The 17,398-nt window shown below is 71.0% G+C and carries 17 protein-coding genes; 9 read left to right on the forward strand and 8 right to left on the reverse strand.

Annotated features, from left to right (window positions below):
* Positions 1–21: 21 nt before the first annotated feature.
* Positions 22–2,148, reverse strand: coding sequence for a transglycosylase domain-containing protein (locus HHX31_RS19980; RefSeq protein WP_311932096.1), 2,127 nt, complete (start codon positions 2,146–2,148; stop codon positions 22–24).
* Positions 2,149–2,525: 377 nt separating this feature from the next.
* Here HHX31_RS19980 and HHX31_RS19985 point away from each other — a divergent pair, with 377 nt between their 5' ends.
* A complete protein-coding gene (locus HHX31_RS19985; RefSeq protein ID WP_030506755.1) occupies positions 2,526–2,822 on the forward strand; it encodes a WhiB family transcriptional regulator in 297 nt (98 codons plus the stop codon).
* 45 nt (positions 2,823–2,867) lie between these two features.
* Here the strand turns inward: HHX31_RS19985 and HHX31_RS19990 are convergent, their stop codons facing one another.
* The gene (locus HHX31_RS19990; RefSeq protein WP_169949816.1) at positions 2,868–3,998 is read right to left on the reverse strand and encodes an ArsA family ATPase; all 1,131 of its coding nucleotides are present in this window, start codon (positions 3,996–3,998) and stop codon (positions 2,868–2,870) included.
* Between the two features lie 52 nt (positions 3,999–4,050).
* Positions 4,051–5,091: an ArsA-related P-loop ATPase gene (locus HHX31_RS19995; protein WP_311932099.1), complete on the reverse strand. Its 1,041-nt coding sequence runs from the start codon at positions 5,089–5,091 to the stop codon at positions 4,051–4,053.
* A gap of 208 nt (positions 5,092–5,299) precedes the next feature.
* Between HHX31_RS19995 and HHX31_RS20000 the strand changes: the two genes are divergently transcribed.
* From HHX31_RS20000 to HHX31_RS20015, 4 genes are all read left to right on the forward strand, one after another.
* Positions 5,300–5,452, forward strand: coding sequence for a DUF4177 domain-containing protein (locus HHX31_RS20000; protein WP_143737071.1), 153 nt, complete (start codon positions 5,300–5,302; stop codon positions 5,450–5,452).
* Positions 5,452–5,913: a RidA family protein gene (locus tag HHX31_RS20005; RefSeq protein WP_169949817.1), complete on the forward strand. Its 462-nt coding sequence runs from the start codon at positions 5,452–5,454 to the stop codon at positions 5,911–5,913. Before HHX31_RS20000 ends, HHX31_RS20005 begins: the two co-directional genes overlap by 1 nt.
* Positions 5,914–6,011: 98 nt before the next feature.
* On the forward strand, positions 6,012–6,836 hold the full coding sequence (locus HHX31_RS20010) for an NUDIX domain-containing protein (RefSeq protein ID WP_169949818.1): 825 nt from the start codon (positions 6,012–6,014) through the stop codon (positions 6,834–6,836).
* Positions 6,833–7,642 (forward strand): MBL fold metallo-hydrolase, encoded by an 810-nt coding sequence (locus HHX31_RS20015; RefSeq protein ID WP_169949819.1) that lies wholly within the window; start codon positions 6,833–6,835, stop codon positions 7,640–7,642. Before HHX31_RS20010 ends, HHX31_RS20015 begins: the two co-directional genes overlap by 4 nt.
* Before the next feature lie 25 nt (positions 7,643–7,667).
* On the opposite strand, the gene HHX31_RS20020 is transcribed toward HHX31_RS20015, so the two are convergent.
* Entirely contained in the window at positions 7,668–8,348 is a 681-nt protein-coding gene (locus tag HHX31_RS20020; protein ID WP_169949820.1) for a Crp/Fnr family transcriptional regulator, read from the reverse strand.
* A 352-nt stretch (positions 8,349–8,700) separates the two neighbouring features.
* Here HHX31_RS20020 and nth point away from each other — a divergent pair, with 352 nt between their 5' ends.
* From nth to HHX31_RS20035, 3 genes are all read left to right on the forward strand, one after another.
* Positions 8,701–9,438: an endonuclease III gene (gene nth / locus HHX31_RS20025; RefSeq protein ID WP_169949821.1), complete on the forward strand. Its 738-nt coding sequence runs from the start codon at positions 8,701–8,703 to the stop codon at positions 9,436–9,438.
* 86 nt (positions 9,439–9,524) lie between these two features.
* Positions 9,525–10,172 carry a CoA pyrophosphatase gene (locus HHX31_RS20030; protein ID WP_169949822.1) on the forward strand — a complete coding sequence of 216 codons (648 nt, stop codon included), beginning with the start codon at positions 9,525–9,527 and terminating at the stop codon, positions 10,170–10,172.
* Between the two features lie 93 nt (positions 10,173–10,265).
* On the forward strand, positions 10,266–11,456 hold the full coding sequence (locus HHX31_RS20035; RefSeq protein WP_169949823.1) for a MarP family serine protease: 1,191 nt from the start codon (positions 10,266–10,268) through the stop codon (positions 11,454–11,456).
* A gap of 8 nt (positions 11,457–11,464) precedes the next feature.
* Here the strand turns inward: HHX31_RS20035 and HHX31_RS20040 are convergent, their stop codons facing one another.
* The 4 genes from HHX31_RS20040 to acs form a co-directional block, all read right to left on the reverse strand.
* On the reverse strand, positions 11,465–11,851 hold the full coding sequence (locus tag HHX31_RS20040; RefSeq protein WP_311932101.1) for a DUF309 domain-containing protein: 387 nt from the start codon (positions 11,849–11,851) through the stop codon (positions 11,465–11,467).
* Between the two features lie 412 nt (positions 11,852–12,263).
* Complete coding sequence (locus HHX31_RS20045; RefSeq protein ID WP_169949825.1) at positions 12,264–13,184, reverse strand: alpha/beta fold hydrolase; 921 nt, start codon at positions 13,182–13,184, stop codon at positions 12,264–12,266.
* Entirely contained in the window at positions 13,174–13,665 is a 492-nt protein-coding gene (locus tag HHX31_RS20050) for a phage holin family protein (RefSeq protein WP_169949826.1), read from the reverse strand. The genes HHX31_RS20045 and HHX31_RS20050 overlap by 11 nt, the downstream gene beginning before the upstream one ends.
* 317 nt (positions 13,666–13,982) lie before the next feature.
* Positions 13,983–15,959: an acetate--CoA ligase gene (acs, locus tag HHX31_RS20055; protein WP_169949827.1), complete on the reverse strand. Its 1,977-nt coding sequence runs from the start codon at positions 15,957–15,959 to the stop codon at positions 13,983–13,985.
* 261 nt (positions 15,960–16,220) lie between these two features.
* Between acs and HHX31_RS20060 the strand changes: the two genes are divergently transcribed.
* Positions 16,221–17,021, forward strand: coding sequence for a Fic family protein (locus HHX31_RS20060; RefSeq protein WP_169949828.1), 801 nt, complete (start codon positions 16,221–16,223; stop codon positions 17,019–17,021).
* The last annotated feature ends 377 nt before the right edge of the window (positions 17,022–17,398 follow it).

Genomic DNA, 17,398 nt, shown 5'->3' on the forward strand with positions numbered 1-17,398 from the left:
CATCGTGCGAGATCAGCCGGATCAGTTGAACGGGTCGAACGGCGAGTCGCCGCCGCCGGGACCGCCGCCAGGGCCGCCACCGGGACCGCGGCCGCCGCCGCGTCCGTCACCGGGACCGTCGCCGCCGGGGCCACCGTCACGACCGTCGCCGCCCCGGTCGGTCTTCGGCTTCGGCGGGGGCGCGCACTGGTGGGCGCAGCCACCGAACCTCGACATGTCCGGCTTCACGAACGGCGTGGGATCGACGCCCTTGAGCGCCGCGATGAAGGTGGCCTTCCAGATCGGGCCGGGGACGGTGGCGCCGAAGACCGAGCCGTACGACCGGCCGGCCATCACCTGTCCGGGGAGCGGATAGCGCATCGGGCCGCGCGGGTCACCGAGGCTGACCGCGCCCGCGAGGTCGGGCGTGAACCCGGCGAACCATACGGTGCGGGACTCGTCACCGGTACCGGTCTTGCCGGCGGCGTCCCTGCCGATGCCGCCGACACCTGACATGGTGCCCTTGGTGAACACGCCCGACAGGATGCCGGTGGCGGCGTCCGCGATCTCGGCCTCGATGGCCTGCTTGCAGGACGGCTTGAACGTGGTCACCTTGTTGTAGCGGTCGGTGATCTCGGTGATCGCCATGGGCTTGCAGTACTTACCGCGCGCCGCGATGCCCGCGTAGGCGCTGGCCACGGTCACCGGGTCCATCTCGTTGAAGCCAAGGGTGAACGTCTGGAACTCGCGCAGCTTCGAGCCGTCGGCCCGCTTGATGCCGAGGTCCTTGGCGGTCTTGACGACGTCGCAGAGGCCGACCCGCCGCTCGAGCTCCATGAAGAAGGTGTTCACCGACTTCCAGGTGCCGGTCTGCAGGGTCAGGAACCCGCCGTTGCCGCCCTCGGAGTTGTGCTGGGTCACCCGGGGGTCGCCGACCAGGTTGCCCTCGCAGTCCTTGAAGGCCGAGGGACCGCTGGCCTGGAAGGTCGCGCCGCTGTTGAGGCCGTCGTTGAACTTCCAGCCCTTCTTCAACGCGGTGATCAGCGTGAACACCTTGAAGGTCGACCCCGCCTGGAAGCCCGCGCCGCCGCCGTGCTGCGCGTCGGCCACGACGTTGATCGACATCTCGTTCTTCTTCTTGCTGGTGCCGAACTTCCGGCTGGCGGCCATCGCTCGGATGGCACCCGTGCCCGGTTCGACCAGAGCCTCGGAGGCGACCGGCTTGTCGGACGGGTGGACGTACTTCTTGATCGCCGTGTCGGCGGCCTTCTGCATCTTCCGATCCAGCGTGGTGCGGATCGTCAGGCCGCCGCGGGCCAGGAAGTCCTGCCGGGCCTTCTTGGTCTTGCCGAACTGCGGGTCGTTGAGGATCTCGTTGCGCACGTACAGGCAGAAGTACGGGTAGTCGCTCTCCTCGCAGCCGCCGGGGATCTCCTTGTCCTTCCACCCCAGCTTCTTCTTCTTGGCCGCGTCGCGCTCGGCCACGGTGATGATGTTCAGCTGCTGCATGCGGTCGAGCACCACGTTGCGCCGGGCCACCAGCCGGTCCCGGAACGTCTTGCCCCGGTTGGGGTCGGTGGCGTTCGGGTCCTGGACGGCTCCGGCGAGCGTCGCGGCCTCGGCCAGGGTCAGCTCCGAGGCGTGCTTGCCGAAGAACCGCTTGGACGCCGCCTCGATGCCGTACGCGCTGGCGCCGAAGTAGGCGATGTTGAGATACCGGTTGAGGATCTCGTCCTTGCTGTACTTCTGCTCCATCGACATCGCGTAGCGGATCTCGTTGAGCTTGCGGCCGACGGTCGGCGCGACGGCGGCGGCCTTCTCCTCGTCGGTCTCCGCCTTGTTGTACAGGACCTGCTTCACGTACTGCTGCGTGATGGACGAGCCGCCCTGGGTCACCCCGCCTGTCGTGAGGTTCTTGACGAGCGCGCGGGTGGTGCCCTCGACGTCTAGCGGGCCGTGCTCGTAAAAGCGGAAGTCCTCGATCGCTACGATAGCCTTGCGCATGATCGGCGCGATGCGGTCCATCGAGACCGATTCCCGGTTCTCGAAGTAGAACTGGGCGATCTGCTTGCCGTCGGCGTCGAGCAGGACCGTCTTCTCGGGCAGCGGCGGTTCGTCGAGGTCCGCCGGCTTGAGACTCAGGGTCTCGATGCTCGACTTGACCGTCACACCGGCTCCGCCGACGGCGGGTAGTGCAATCGCCGCCGCCAGCACTCCAGCGACGCCCGAGGCGCCGACAAGACGCAGGGCAGCACCTGTCCGGGATGCCAGAGATTTGCCGTGAGCTTGCACGGAACCAAGGGTACGTCCGTTTGGCGGCTCTTCCTGCATCGACCTCACGGATCCGCATTACCCCTACGAGGGGGGGACTAGTCATTCCCGGCCACATGGCCTGACATGACCATGCACGAATTTGGTCCCCCCGGGGTATGTCGGTTCGATCGTTTCCTTGCGTACTTTCTCCTCTGCGGCTACTGCAACCAGGAGGCCCGACGCCCGCGCCCGTCGGCCGAACGACTGACCACCTAAGGGGAGTGGGGTCGAACATGTGGATCACGGATTGGACCTCCCGTGCCGCCTGCCGAGGTGCGGATCCTGACGCACTCTTCGTGCAAGGCGCAGCCCAGAATCGGGCGAAGCTCATCTGCCGTGGATGCCCCGTCCGTACCGAGTGCCTCGCCGATGCGCTGGACAACCGCATCGAGTTCGGGGTGTGGGGCGGGATGACGGAGAGGGAACGGCGTGCGCTGCTCAGGCGCAGGCCGGACGTGGAGTCCTGGCGGGACCTGCTGGAATCCGCCAAGGAGGAGTACGAGCGGACGAACGAGTTGATCGCCGGCTGAGCCAGACGCGGCGTCCCGCGTGGCGGGACGCCGAAGACACGCCTTTCAGGACGCGAGGAGTTGCCCGATCTGGCGCAGTCCCGCCAGATCGTGCACATCCTCGGGCATCGCGGGCACCTGTGCGACGGGCACCGTCGGATGGGCCGAGGTGAAGTGGTCCTGCTGGCGCCGCTCCCGGGCGGCGAGCTGCATCCTTCCGGCGTGCAGCCGTAGCACGGCGGCGGTCAGTTCGTGCTCGCCTCTGGCGTCGAGCTCCTCGGCGGCGGCGGAGCTGCGCGCCGCCGACAGCGACGGCGCCAGCGGACGGTGCACGCGGTTGACGACGAGCCCGGCCAGCGGCATCCGCTCGTCGGCGAGCCGTTCCACGAAGTAGGACGCCTCGCGCATCGCGTCGCGTTCCGGCGCGGCGACGACGACGAACGCCGTGCCCGGGGCCTGGAGCAGCCGGTACGTCTGCTCGGCCCGCTGGCGGAAGCCGCCGAACACGGCGTCGAGCGCGGTGACGAACATCTGGATGTCCTTGAGCACCTGAGCCCCGATCACCTTGGTCAGGATGCCCGCGACCATCCCGAACCCGGCGTTGAGCAGCTTGAACGCGCTGCGCCCGCCCGCCTTTGCCGGTGCGGTGAGGATGCGGATCAGCCTGCCGTCGAGGAACCGGCCGAGGCGCTCGGGAGCGTCGAGGAAGTCGAGCGCCGACCGCGACGGCGGGGTGTCCACCACGATCAGGTCCCACTCGTCCGAGCGGCGGAGCTGGCCCAGCTTCTCCATGGCCATGTACTCCTGCGTGCCCGAGAAGCTGGAAGACAACGACTGGTAGAAGGGGTTCGTCAGGATCTGCTGGGCCCGCTCGGGGTCGGCGTGGGCCTCGATGATCTCGTCGAAGGTCCGCTTCATGTCGAGCATCATCGCGTGCAGTTCGCCGCCGGACTCCCCGGCGCCGTCGACGCGCCTCGGGGTGTTGTCCAGCTCGGTCAGGCCCATCGCCTGGGCGAGCCGCCTGGCGGGGTCGACGGTCAGGACGACCGCCGAGCGGCCCCGCTCGGCGGCGCGCAGCCCGAGGGCCGCGGCCGTCGTGGTCTTGCCGACACCGCCCGAGCCGCAGCACACGATGATCCGGGTGTCCGGGTCATCCAAGATCGCGTCGATGTCCAGCGCGGGCGCCGTCCTGGTCACAGCTCAGCCTCTCACTCGATGCACTCGATCAGAAGGTCACGCCGCGCACGGTTCACGCGACACACTGGGCGCGCAGGGCGTCGGCCAGTTCGTAGAGCCCGGCGAGGTCGGCGCCGTCGGGCAGCAGCGGCAGGTCGTAGCGCGGCACGTCCGCCTGCTCGAGCGCGGCGCGCTCCCGCTTCTCCAGCTCGGTCCTCAGGGCGTGCTCGGTCACCTCACGGGCCAGCGCCTCGGCGACCGCGGAGGCGTCGGCCGTGCCGTCCGTCAGCCCGGCCGCCTTGAGTCCGAGCGCGAGCTCGGCGGAGTCGAACCGGCCCTCGCCGGCCGCCTGGAGCACGCCCTCGGGCAGCACGGCGGGGCGCACCATGTTGACGAACACGCCGCCGACGGGAAGGCCGGTGGAGCGCAGCTCCTCGATGCCGTCCAGCGTCTCCTGTACGGGCATCTCCTCGAGGAGCGTCACGAAGTGGACCGCCGTCTCCGGGGAGGCGAAGACGCCCCGCACGAGGTCGGCGTGGTTCTTGATGGGCCCGACCCTGGCCAGCCCCGCGACCTCCTGGGTCACGTTCAGGAAGCGGGCGACCCGGCCGGTCGGGGGCGCGTCCATGACGACCGCGTCGTACGCCCTGCGGCCCAGCTTGTCGCGGCGCCGTACGGCCTCGCTGGTCTTGCCGGTGACCAGGACGTCCCGCAGGCCGGGGGCGATGGTCGTGGCGAAGTCGACCACTCCCATGCGGGTCAGCGCCTTGCCCACGCGCTTGATGCCGTAGAACATCTCCAGGTATTCGAGCATCGCCTCTTCGGGGTCGATGGCCAGCGCGTACACGTCCCCGCCGCCGGGCGCCACGGCGATCTTGCGCTCCTCGTACGGCAGCGGCGGCAGGTCGAACGCCTGAGCGATGCCCTGCCGTCCCTCGACCTCGACGAGCAGCACCCTGCGCCCGCCCGCCGCGAGGGCCAGCGCGAGCGCGGCGGCCACCGTGGTCTTCCCGGTGCCGCCCTTGCCGCTCACCACGTGCAGACGCACGCCGTCCCAGTCGGTGTCACGGGCCTCCCCGTTGGTTCCGGCGCGACCGCCGGTCGGCTGACTCACCGTGCCTCCTCCACGTGGGCGTGCCTGCTCCACTCGCTCTCGTGAGGAAGGCTACCCAAGGGTTACCTGCCGATACGCGGGGGTCGTCCCCGATCGGGCCACCGAGGTACGGCTTGTACTTGGATCGGGTAATCGTTCGTCGACGGGCTCTCTCCCGAACCCCGTTCCTGGGCGCGGAGGGCGGGCCCCGCCTCGATAGCCTTTGGCCATGACCAAGTGGGAATACGTGACCGTGCCGCTGCTCACGCACGCGACGAAGCAGATCCTGGACAACTGGGGCGAGGACGGGTGGGAGCTCGTCTCCGTCATCCCGGGGCCCAACCCGGAGCAGCTCGTCGCCTACATGAAGCGGGCCAAGTGATGGCGACCCCGGAGGAGCGGCTCACCGAGCTCGGGATCGTCCTGCCCGAGGTCGTGCCCCCGCTGGCCGCGTACGTGCCCGCCCTGCGGACGGGCGACTACGTCTACACCTCGGGCCAGCTCCCGCTCGTGCGGGGTGAGCTGGGCGTCACCGGCAAGGTCGGCGCGGAGGTGTCGGCCGAGGAGGCCAAGGAACAGGCGCGCATCTGCGCCGTCAACGCGCTGGCGGCCATCAAGTCCGTGGTGGGCGACCTGTCGCAGGTCGTGCGGATCGTGAAGGTGGTCGGGTTCGTCGCGAGCGCTCCCGGCTTCACCGGTCAGCCGCAGGTCGTCAACGGCGCCAGTGAGCTGCTGGGCGAGGTGCTGGGCGAGGCGGGCAGCCACGCGAGGAGCGCGGTCGGCGTGGCGGTGCTCCCGCTCGACGCCCCGGTCGAGGTGGAGGTCATCGCGGAGGTCCGCTGACGACGGATCAGGCCCCCGGGGAAACAGGGGTTTGCGGTGTCGCGAAGCGGTGGGGGAGCATGGGGCCGGTTGAACCGAAACTTGTTCTGGAGGGTCTCATGAGCTTTCCGCTGCCCGGCGAGGCCGGCGAGCGGGCGCGGGAGATCCTCGCCGGCCGCCTGGCCCCCGTCCCCCCAAGGGACGCGGCCACGGTGGTGCTGCTGCGTGACGATCCTCTGGAGGTCTACCTCCTCAGGCGCACGACGACGATGGCCTTCGCCGCGGGCGCCTACGTGTTTCCCGGGGGGTCGGTCGACCCGCGGGACGCCGACCACGCCGTGTCCTGGGCGGGGCCTTCGCCCGCCGAGTGGGGCGAGGTCTTCCGGGCCGACGAGAGCACGGCCCGGGGCCTCGTCTGCGCCGCCGTACGCGAGACGTTCGAGGAGTCGGGCGTGCTCCTGGCCGGGCCCGGCCGGGACGCGGTGGTGACGGACACGACAGGGCCCGACTGGGAGGCCGACCGCCTCGCGCTGATCGCGCGCACGATGTCGTTCGCCGAGTTCCTCGACCGGCGGGGTCTCGTGCTCAGATCCGACCTGCTCAAGGCGTGGGCGCACTGGATCACGCCGGTCATGGAGCCCCGGCGCTTCGACACCCGCTTCTTCGTGGCGGCCCTGCCGCCGGGGCAGCGTACGCGTGACGTCGGCGGGGAGGCAGCGGGGGTCGCCTGGATGCGGCCGCGGGACGCGCTGGCCGCCGCGCGGGCGGGTACGGCGCACATGCTGCCGCCCACCATGCGGACGCTGGCCGAGATGGCGACGTTCGAGTCGGCAGGCGACGTGCTCGCCTGCCCCCGGTCGATCACGACAGTCCAGCCGGCGCCCGCCGAGGTGGACGGGCGGATGATGCTGACGTTCCCCGGCACAGGAGAGACGGTCGAATGAGCGGCCTGCGCATCCCCGTGGAGGGGCCGGACGGCTCCGGGAGACTCGACGGCGCGGGCACGGCGAGCGCCGTGAACGTGCTGGCGCCCAATCCGTCGCCGATGACCCTCGACGGCACCAACACGTGGATCGTCGGCGGGGAGCGGACCGTGCTGGTCGTCGATCCGGGCCCGGACGACGAGGCCCACCTGCGGCGGGTCGCCGAACGGGTGGGCGGCCGCCGGGTGACCGCCCTCCTGCTGACGCATGGTCACTCCGACCACAGCGGGGGCGCGGGGGCTCTCGCGCGGCTGCTCGGCGCGCCGGTGCGGGCGCTCGACCCCCGGCACCGCCTGGGCGAGGAGGGACTGGTCGACGGCGACGTCGTCACCGCGGACGACGTGGAGGTGCGGGTCGTGGGCACGCCGGGGCACTCGTTCGACTCGCTGTGCTTCTGGCTGCCCGGCGACCGGGCGATGCTCACCGGCGACACCGTGCTCGGGAGGGGCACGACCGTGATCGCCCCGGACGGGAACCTCGGCGACTACCTGCGCAGTCTCGACCGGCTGCGGCGGGGGGCCGAGATGCTGGAGGCGGCGGCGCTGCTGCCCGGCCACGGGCCCGTGCTGCCGGACCCCTCAGGAGTGCTCGACGCGTACATCGCCCATCGGCGGGAGCGGCTGGAGCAGATCCGCGAGGCGATCCGGCGGGGCGCCAGGGACGCGCGTGAGATCGTCGAGATGGTCTACGCCGAGGTGGACCGGTCGCTGTGGCCTGCCGCGGAGATGTCGGTGGCGGCCCAGCTCGACTATCTCAAGACGCTCTAGCACCCGGCTCCCGGCAGCCCTGGCGTCAGCGGGAGCGGTTGTAGAGCCGCTCCCTGTCCATGATCACCACGGCCTTCGCCTCGATGCGGAGCCAGCCGCGCTGGGCGAAGTCGGCCAGGGCCTTGTTGACCGTCTCCCGTGAGGCGCCAACGAGCTGGGCGAGCTCCTCCTGGGTGAGGTCGTGGTGCACCCGGATGCCGTCGTCGGTCTTCTGCCCGAACCGGTCGGCCAGGTCGAGGAGCTGCTTGGCGACACGGCCGGGCACGTCGGTGAAGACGAGGTCCGCGAGCACGTCGTTCGTGCGGCGTAGCCGCTGGGCCAGGGCGCGCAGCAGGTGAAGCGCGACCTCGGGCCTGCCGGTCAGCCAAGGGCGCAGGTCGTCGTGGCCCAGCCCGGCCAGGCGCACGTCGGTCAGCGCGATCGCCGAGGCCGTGCGCGGGCGCGGGTCGAACAGCGACAACTCGCCGAACATCTCACCCGGGCCGAGCACGCTCAGCAGGTTCTCCCGGCCGTCGGGGGCGGTGCGCGCCAGCTTGATCTTGCCTTCGAGCACCACGTACAGCCGATCGCCCGTCTCGTTCTCACTGAAGAGGGTGCGGCCCTTGGGCAGCTCCACCTCGGTGATGCTCGCACGCAGAGCCGCGGCGCTCTCGCGGTCGAGCGCGGAGAACAGCGGCGCCTTGCTCAGTACTTCCTCGGTGCTCACGGTGCCTCCTTGCTGCGGGCGCGCTCGGTCGCCGGCTCCGTGTTAGCCATTGTGACCCACGCCTCCTTCGACGTATTACGGGGTGTCCCGTCACGTCGCATGGACGTCGATCCCGGCTCGTGGCCGGACGCGTAGTGCTGACGAAACAACACAATCTTGGCGGAAACCTATCCGTACGCCCATTGCGCGCGCTCGACCGGCTCGGGCGGCCGGTCGTCCCCCTACGGGCTCAGTGTATTGCGCAGCGTAGTGACAAACTGGCAAATACCGGCCGTATATGTGCAGATATGACAAGGTCCTCGGCTCGCGGAGGGGTGAGGTGGGCGGTCGCCCGAGGCCCTACGCTTGCGGCATGGCGACGAACACGGCCGCTCCCCGGCGGCGTCAACGCCAGGCCGAGACCCGCCTGGGACTCGTACGGCGGGCGCGGCGCACCAACCGCATCCTGGCCGAGACCTACCCCGACGCGCACTGCGAACTCGACTTCGGCAACCCGCTGGAGTTGCTGGTCGCCACGATCCTCTCGGCGCAGTGCACGGACAAGAGGGTCAACATGGTCACGCCGGTGCTCTTCGCGAAGTACCGGACCGCGGCCGACTACGCCGGAGCCGACCGCGCCGAACTCGAAGAGATCATCAAGTCGACGGGGTTCTTCCGGGCGAAGGCCAACAGCATCATCGGGATGGCGCAGGCCCTCTGCGAACACCACAAGGGGGAGGTCCCCGGCAAGCTGGCGGACCTGGTCAAACTCCCCGGCGTGGGCCGCAAGACCGCGAACGTCGTGCTCGGCAACGCCTTCGACGTCCCCGGCATCACCGTCGACACTCACTTCCAGCGGCTGACCAGGCGCTTCGGCTGGACCGCCGAGACCGATCCCGTGAAGATCGAGCACGAGGTCGGCGAGCTGATCCCCAAATCCGAGTGGACGATGCTGTCGCATCGGCTGATCTGGCACGGCCGCCGCATCTGCCACGCGCGCAAGCCCGCCTGCGGAGTGTGTCCCCTCGCCGCGCTCTGCCCGTCGTACGGCACCGGCCCCACCGACCCCGACGAGGCCCGCAAGCTGGTGCGGCCCGGCCCGTTCTCGTGAATCCTCGATGATCGGGAAGCGCGGGCGCTCTCCCGTGGTTGTACGGCACGCACGCGAGTGTCCTGTGTGACGATGTGGAGGTGGTCGTGGCTCCCGATTGGTTGAAGGACCTGGCCGCGAAGGCCGCGCACACCCCTGTCCCCACCGCGCTGCGGCCGCCGCCGAACGGCTCCGGGCGTTCGGCCGCGGTGCTGCTGCTGTTCGGTCAGGGACCTCAGGGGCCCGACGTCCTGCTCATCCAGCGCAGTTCGAGGGGCCGCGTGCACGCAGGCCAGCCCGCCTTCCCCGGCGGCGGCGTCGATCCCGGGGACGACGGCCCGATAGGCGCCGCGGTGCGGGAGGCACAGGAGGAGACCGGGCTCGACCCCGCGGGAGTCGAGGTCGTCGGGACCATGCCGGAGCTCTACGTGTGGCGCAGCGACAACCGGGTGACGCCCGTGCTCGCCTGGTGGCACACGCCCTGCGCGGTGCACGCCGCGTCTCCCGACGAGGTCGAGGCCGTCGAGCGGGTCCCGGTCGCGGAACTGGTGGACCCCGCCAACCGGCTGCGGCTGCGCCATCCCCGCGGCATCGCCCCCTCCGTGGCGTTCCGCGTACGCGGCCTGCTGGTGTGGGGCTTCACCGCCGGGGTTCTGGACGGCGTGCTGACGGCGGGCGGCTTCGAGCGCCCCTGGGACCGCTCACGGATCGAGGATCTTCCCCCCGAGGTCGTGGCGCTGGCCGCGCGGGGCTGAGCGCCGCCCAGGGCGGGCCGTTCGTACGTCACGACGGCCACGAGACCGGGTAGACGCCCGCGCGACGGATGGCGTGGCTATACCGTGGAAACCGTGCGCGGCGATCTTCTGGATCTCATCCTGATAGGCCTGGTGGTGGCCTTCGCGGTATCGGGCTACCGCCAGGGCTTCATCATCGGTGCCTTCAGCTTCATCGGATTCGTCGGTGGCGCCATCCTGGGATTGTTCATCGCGCCACCCCTGGCCGGAGCGATCGTCAGCGGCGACATCGAGAGGGCCCTGTTAGCCATCGTCATCGTCTTCCTGGCGGCGACGGTCGGACAGTTCGCGTCCTCGACGATCGGCGCGGTGGCCCGCAGCCACGTCACCTGGGAGCCGGCCAAAGCGGTCGACGCCTTCGGCGGCTCGGTCGCCAGCGGCCTGTCGGTCCTGGCCATCGCCTGGCTGATCGGCTCTCTGATGGTCTCGATGAGCATCGGCCAGCCACTGATCAAGGATCAGATCAACGGGTCGGTCGTGTGGCAGACGGTCGACGAGGCCATCCCCGACGGCGTACGGGCCATGCAGAAGCCGTTCAGGGACTTCGTCACCACCTCCGAGTGGCCACAGGTGATCACCTCCATCGGCGGCCAGAACGTGCCGCCGCCGGACCAGAGCCTGATCACCAGCAGTCCCGCCCTCGTCCGGGCGCGCAAGGCGATCGTCAAGGTGCAGGGAACCGCGCCGAGTTGCCGCAAGCGCATCGAGGGGACCGGGTTCGTCTACTCGCGGCAGCGGATCATGACCAACGCCCACGTCGTCGCCGGGGTCACCGAGGGGCTGCGGGTGACCGACTATGACGGCAACCAGTACGACGCCAAGGTCGTCCTCTACAACCCCGAGCGCGACATCGCGGTCCTGTACGTCCCCGACATCCCGATCGGCGCCCTGCGCTTCGACATGACCGCGGAGAAGGGCGACAGCGCGATCATCGCCGGTTACCCGAAGGGACACCCCTTCACGCCGCTCGCCGCGCGAGTCAGGGTCAAGCAGCGCGCCGAGTCGTACGACATCTACAACCAGCGCAAGGTGGAGCGCGAGGTGTACGCGATCCGCGGCAAGGTCCAGCCGGGCAACTCGGGCGGCCCGCTGCTGAGCCCGGAGGGCCGGGTGCTCGGCGTGATCTTCGCGGCCGCTACCGACCAGCCGGAGACGGGCTTCGCCCTCACGGCGGAGGAGGTCATGCCCGACGCCAACGACGGCAGCGACGCCGTCATCGGCGTCGGCACCCAGGACTGCGACTGACGGGCCGGCTACTCCCCGGGAGTCAGGCGGGCGAGGACGGCTGAGACGGCGGAGCCCGCGTCGGCGTTCCCCTCGTCGATGTCGGCCGTGATCGCGTCGGCGGTCACGGCCAGGGCCCGCAGGTCGAGCCCGTGGGGCCGGGTCGAGCCGTACGCGCCGAGCCTGGCGGAGCCACGGGTCAGCAGGGCGGCCGCCCCGGCGAGGTTGCCGCGCTGGATGTGCGTGAGACCGACGCAGATCTGCGCGAGCCCCTGCCACAGCTCGCGTTCCTCGGCAGGGCCGGTCTTCCAGCGGGCCTCCAGCACCTCGTGGGCGTGGAACGGCCGGCCCGCGGCGAGCAGCTTCCTGGCCTCCTCCAGCGCCTCCCCGGCGGTGGGGGCATAGTCGTCCGGCACCCTGGGCACTCCCTCGGAGCCTTTCGGAAGCGGCCTGCCGTACTCGTCTCGGGGGCGTGCATTGCGGGGGCGGCCCGCCTCGTCACGGTCACGCATGATCTCTCCGCAGGGCGCGTGGGCGGTCAGAGCGGCCGAAGCGCCGGCGATCTCCTGGAGCACCGGAGGTCAGCCAGGAAGTTGGGCCACTTCAGGGCACATTTCTACTGGATCCTTCAAGGTCATGGAGTGCCGACCCGGTAGCCGGCCCCGGCGTTGGGCGGAAGGACACCCGGGGGACGCCACGGTGCCGGGACTGCGACTGGGGACGGTCACAGGGGACGGTCACGGTGCGGGGGCGGCGACGACGGGACGGGCCGGCGCCGGACGGTAGGTCAGCCGCCGGGGGTCGGCGGTCGGGGGTCGGCGGCCGGGGTCAGCGGTCGGGTTCCGGGTCGGAGAGCCAGGAGATGAGCTCGGTGTTGAACTGCTCCGGCCGCTCCTCGTGCGGGAAATGCCCAGCGCCCTCGATCAGGCGCCACCGGTACGGCGCGGCCACGAACCTGCTGGAGCCCTGGGCGGTGCGCGGCAGGACGCACGGGTCGAGCGCGCCGTGCAGTTGCAGCGTCGGCGCCTCGATCTCGGCGCGCATCTGCCGGGCGTAGCGGAAGCCGTCCGGGCGGATCTGGGACCGGGCGAACCAGCGGTAGTACTCCAGCGCGCAGTGGGCCACAGCCGGGATCCTGATCGCCTCCCGGTACATGTGCGTCACGCCGTCGCCCGGCCACTGCGGCCCGGCCCACCTGTGCACGAGCCTGGCCACCGCCGCGCCGCCCCTGCGGGTCAGCTTCCGTTCCGGCAGGAAGGGTAGCTGGAACCCCAGGGCGTATCGGCTGGCCTTGAGCTGCCCCAGCGGGTCGGTGAACAGCGCGGTGCGCAGGCGCAGCGGGTGCGGCGCCGACACCGCGACCAGCCGCCGCACCACCTTCGGGTCGAGGACGCCCATCGTCCAGCCCAGCAGGCCGCCCCAGTCGTGGCCCACCACGACGGCGCTCGTCTCGCCGAGCGCGCGCACCAGGCCCGCCGCGTCCACGGCGAGCGTGGGCAGATCGTATCCGCGCGGCGGCTTGTCGCTGGCGCCGTATCCGCGCAGGTCGACGGCGACGGCCCGGTAGCCGGCCTCGGCCAGCGCGGGAAGCTGGTGCCGCCAGGTCCACCAGAACTGGGGGAACCCGTGCAGCAGCAGGACCAGCGGCCCGTCCCCGGCCTCGGCCACGTGGAAGCGCACGCCGCCCGCGTGCACGGTCCGGTGCGCCCAGGGGCCGTCGACCTCGATCAGCGTCTCGTCAGCCGGCATCGCTCACGGACTCCCGGTGGGCGCCCACCTGCCCCGCGGTGGGGCCGGTGTACGGCGGGGGCGCCGGGGCGGCGGCGACAGGGGCCTCGCGCCTCTCCGGCAGCTCCTCGGCCTCCTCCGAGCCGCCCAGGCCGCGCAGGCTCCGCCTGGTGCGCTTCATGCCGGTGAGCCCCTTCAGCCGCCGATAGCCGATGAAGACCAGCAATCCGGCCACCAGCAGGTAGAACACGGTGACGATCGTGAACGCGAGCCAGGTGGCCAGCCCAACGGCCACGAGGGCGTACGCGATCGCGAAGGAGGCCAGGATCAGGCACAGGTGCCCGATGAAGGCCGCGGCGCCGAACAGTCCGGCGGCCACGCCGACCCGCTTCGCGTCGAACTTGAGCTCGGCCTTCGCCAGCTCGATCTCCGACCGTACGAGGGTCGAGATGTGATGGCTCGCCTGGGCGACCAGCGCACCGAGCGATTCGTCCTCGGGCATGAGCGATCTCCTATCTGCGACTATCAAACATCATCTCGTGCCCGTCCGCGCGTGTGCACGCGAAGCCCTCGCCTGTGGATGACCGCTCGCCTGTGGATGACCGCCGCCGGGAGGACGCACACGCGGGTCACTGCCCGCCGCAGGCGGGAATATGACGCCTCGGATGATCTGCCCGCTCCCCTTCGCGGCGAAGCGCGCCGGTCCACGGCCGACCCCGTACCGACCGGCGCGGTCTCTCCACGGGCGTGCAGACGCGGAAGGCGCGGACGCCGGTGGTCCACGCCTTCCTCTTCCTCACGAGCTCGCGCGGCTCGCGATCAATCGTCGCTCTTGGCGCTGGGCAGCTTCTCGGCGATCAGGTTCATGACCGAGCTGTCGGTCAGCGTGGTGACGTCGCCGAGAGAGCGGTTCTCCGCCACGTCGCGCAGCAGCCGGCGCATGATCTTGCCGGAGCGCGTCTTCGGCAACTCGGGCACGACCAGGATCTGCCGCGGCTTGGCGATCGGGCCGAGCGTCTTGGCCACGTGGGCGCGCAGTTCGGCACCGATGTCGTCGCTCTCCTCCGCGCTGCCGCGCAGGATCACGAAGGCCACGATGGCCTGGCCGGTGAGCGGGTCGGTGGCGCCCACGACGGCCGCCTCGGCCACCTTCGGGTGGCTGACCAGCGCGCTCTCGACCTCGGTCGTGGAGATGTTGTGCCCGGAGACGAGCATGACGTCGTCCACCCGGCCGAGCAGCCACAGGTCGCCGTCCTCGTCGCGCTTGGCGCCGTCGCCGGGGAAGTAGATCCCGTCGAACCGCGACCAGTAGGTGTCGACGTAGCGCTTGTCGTCACCCCAGATCGTCCGGAGCATGGCAGGCCAGGGCTCGCGGACCACGAGGAACCCGCCGCCGCCGTTCGGCACCGAGTTGCCCAGGTCGTCGACCACGTCGGCCGAGACGCCGGGGAGCGGCCGCATGGCGGCGCCGGGCTTGGCGGCCGTGACGCCGGGCAGCGGGCTGATCATGATGCCGCCCGTCTCCGTCTGCCACCACGTGTCCACGACGGGGCAGCGGTCGCCGCCGATGTGCTCGCGGTACCAGACGTACGCCTCGGGGTTGATGGGCTCGCCGACCGACCCGAGCACCCGCAGCGACGACATGTCGTACTTCGCCGGGATGTCGTCGCCCCACTTCATGAACGTACGGATCGCGGTGGGGGCGGTGTAGAGGATCGTGACCTTGTACTTCTGCACGATCTCCCAGAACCGGCCGCGGTGCGGGGTGTCCGGGGTGCCCTCGTAGATCACGCTGGTCGCGCCGTTGGCGAGCGGGCCGTACACGATGTAGGAGTGGCCGGTGACCCAGCCGATGTCGGCCGTGCACCAGTAGACGTCGGTCTCGGGCTTGAGGTCGAAGACCGCGTGGTGGGTCCAGGCGACCTGGGTGAGGTAGCCGCCGGTGGTGTGCAGGATGCCCTTGGGCTTCCCGGTCGTGCCGCTGGTGTAGAGGATGTACAGCGGGTCCTCGGCGTCGTGCGGCACCGGCTCGTGCTCGGCCGGCTGGCGGTCGACGAGGTCGTGCCACCACACGTCCCGCTCGGTGACCGCGACGTCCTGGCCGGTCCTGCGTACGACGAGAACGTGCTCGACGCCGGGGCACTCGGCGACCGCCTCGTCCACGGTCGGCTTGAGCGCGCTGGGCGCGCCGCGGCGGAAGCCGCCGTCGGCCGTGACGACGACCTTGGCGTCCGCGTCGTGGATGCGGCTCTTGAGCGCGGAGGCGGAGAATCCGCCGAAGACCACGGAGTGGATCGCCCCGATGCGGGCGCAGGCCAGCAGGGTGATCGGCAGCTCGGGGATCATCGGCATGTAGACCGCGACCCTGTCGCCCTTGCGCACCCCCAGCTCCTGCAGCGCGTTGGCCGCCTTCGCGACCTCCTTCTGCAGGTCGGCGTACGTGATCGTACGGCTGTCGCCCTCGGGCTCGCCCTCCCAGTGGTAGGCGACCTTGTCGCCCCTCCCGGCCTCCACGTGGCGGTCGACGCAGTTGTAGGCGACGTTGAGCTTGCCGCCGGTGAACCACTTGGCGAAGGGCGGCTCCCACTCCAGGGTGGTGTCCCAGCGCTCCGCCCACGTCAGCCGCTCCGCGGCGCGCTCCCAGAAGGCCAGCCGGTCCTGGGCGGCCTCCTCGTAGGCGTCCGCCGTGACGTTCGCGGCCGACGCCAGGTCCGCCGGGGGCTCGAACCGGCGGGTCTCGCTCAGCAGGTTCGACAGCGTCTCCTGGCTTTCCTGACCGGGGGTCTCGGTGGCCACTCCGTGCTCCTTCGCAGGGTCTGAAAGGTTGTCTCTCGTTCGGCCGCCTCGGCCAAGCTGGGGTATGCGGCTCCCACTTCACCAGGCGAGCGGTGTGAAGTACAAGTAATAGGGGCTGGGGTGTTTGGTGCTGTTACCGGCCTTTGTCCTGCAAAGGTAGCCGCAAGGGGGCACGCCACCGAGACCGGCGTCGTCGTCGTGCGGTGAACGGCGGCACCTCCTCGGCGAACGACGTTCGACCGGCGGGTATGGTCGGGGGCTGTGAGCGATCCACTGGCCGTGATCGCCGGGCTGCCCGGCGTGCCCGAGGCCGTTCAGGAGGCCCGGGAGGCCGTCGACCGTCTCTATCGGCATCGGGTGCTGCGCCGCCGCGGTCCCCAGGTGTCGGCCGAGTCCGCCCTGCGCGGCGCGCGTGCCTCCGCCGCGATCGAGGGTGTGGACGTGCCGCTGGAGCCGCTGCGCATGGGCGAGGTGAGCGACCCCGTCGTGCAGGGCGCGCTGCGCGCCTCGGCGGAGCTCGGCCGGCTGGCCCCCACGTGGCGGTCGGCGCCGCGCCAGGTGCTCGCCCGGCTGCACGCGCTCGCCGCGGCCGGCCTGACCGGCGACCCCGGCAGGCCGCGCACCGCGCCCACGGCCGCCGATCCGCTCGGGCTCGGCCCCGCGCCGGGACCGGAGGAGACCGCGGCCCGCATGTCGGCCCTCGCCGGGCTGGTCACGGAGTCGGCCGCGGCGCCCGTGACCGCGTCCGCCACGGCGCCCGCCCTCGTGCTCGCCGCGATCGTGCACGCCGAACTGGCGGTGCTGCGTCCCTTCGGCGTGGCCGACGGCCTGGTCGCCCGGGCCGCCGAACGGCTCACGCTGGTCGACCTCGGTCTGGACCCCAAGTCGCTGGCCGTCGTCGAGATGGGCCACGCCGAGCTCGGTGACGCGTACGCGGAGAGCCTCAGGGCGTACCTGAAGGGCACGGGCGAGGGCGTCGGCACGTGGGTGCGGCACTGCGCCTCGGCGGTCGTCCTGGGCGTGCGCGAGACGACGGCGATCTGCGAGGCCATGTCCCGCTGACGCGCGCGCCTGGGATGCGCGCGAGGTGCGGGCGAGGCAGCGGGGGCGCAGGAGTGCGGGCAAAGCAGACGGCGTCCCTGGTGTGGGACGCCGTCGCCAGTACGTGTCACCGGGCTACCAAGCGTGCACCTGTATCTGCCGGAGCGGGTCAAGCCCGTCTCGGCACGCCTCCCGCGGCTGGTCGCGCGTGGGTACCCGATGCCGTACGCGGACCCGCAGGTCCGTAATCCCTTTTTACGTCCGTTCCCCTTGGATGGGAACCCCCCACTCCAAGAGCTTTGCCGGGTCACATGCGTCATTCCTGTACGTATGTCCCCATTAGGGCCGCATGTCGGCACAAATGGATGCGGTGCGTGACCGAGGGTGGCCATGGGCGT

This window comes from Microbispora sp. H11081 (assembly GCF_012999535.1).
Lineage (GTDB): Bacteria > Actinomycetota > Actinomycetes > Streptosporangiales > Streptosporangiaceae > Microbispora.

What these genes read in the sequence shown, in the direction of transcription:
- HHX31_RS19985 (WP_030506755.1), top strand. Translation starts at nt 2,526, where the DNA reads ATGTGGATCACGGATTGGACCTCCCGTGCCGCCTGCCGAGGTGCGGAT.
- HHX31_RS20005 (WP_169949817.1), top strand. Translation starts at nt 5,452, where the DNA reads ATGGCGACCCCGGAGGAGCGGCTCACCGAGCTCGGGATCGTCCTGCCC.
- HHX31_RS20015 (WP_169949819.1), top strand. Translation starts at nt 6,833, where the DNA reads ATGAGCGGCCTGCGCATCCCCGTGGAGGGGCCGGACGGCTCCGGGAGA.
- HHX31_RS20010 (WP_169949818.1), top strand. Translation starts at nt 6,012, where the DNA reads ATGAGCTTTCCGCTGCCCGGCGAGGCCGGCGAGCGGGCGCGGGAGATC.
- HHX31_RS20000 (WP_143737071.1), top strand. Translation starts at nt 5,300, where the DNA reads ATGACCAAGTGGGAATACGTGACCGTGCCGCTGCTCACGCACGCGACG.
- nth (WP_169949821.1), top strand. Translation starts at nt 8,701, where the DNA reads ATGGCGACGAACACGGCCGCTCCCCGGCGGCGTCAACGCCAGGCCGAG.
- HHX31_RS20045 (WP_169949825.1), bottom strand. Translation starts at nt 13,184, where the DNA reads ATGCCGGCTGACGAGACGCTGATCGAGGTCGACGGCCCCTGGGCGCAC.
- HHX31_RS20050 (WP_169949826.1), bottom strand. Translation starts at nt 13,665, where the DNA reads ATGCCCGAGGACGAATCGCTCGGTGCGCTGGTCGCCCAGGCGAGCCAT.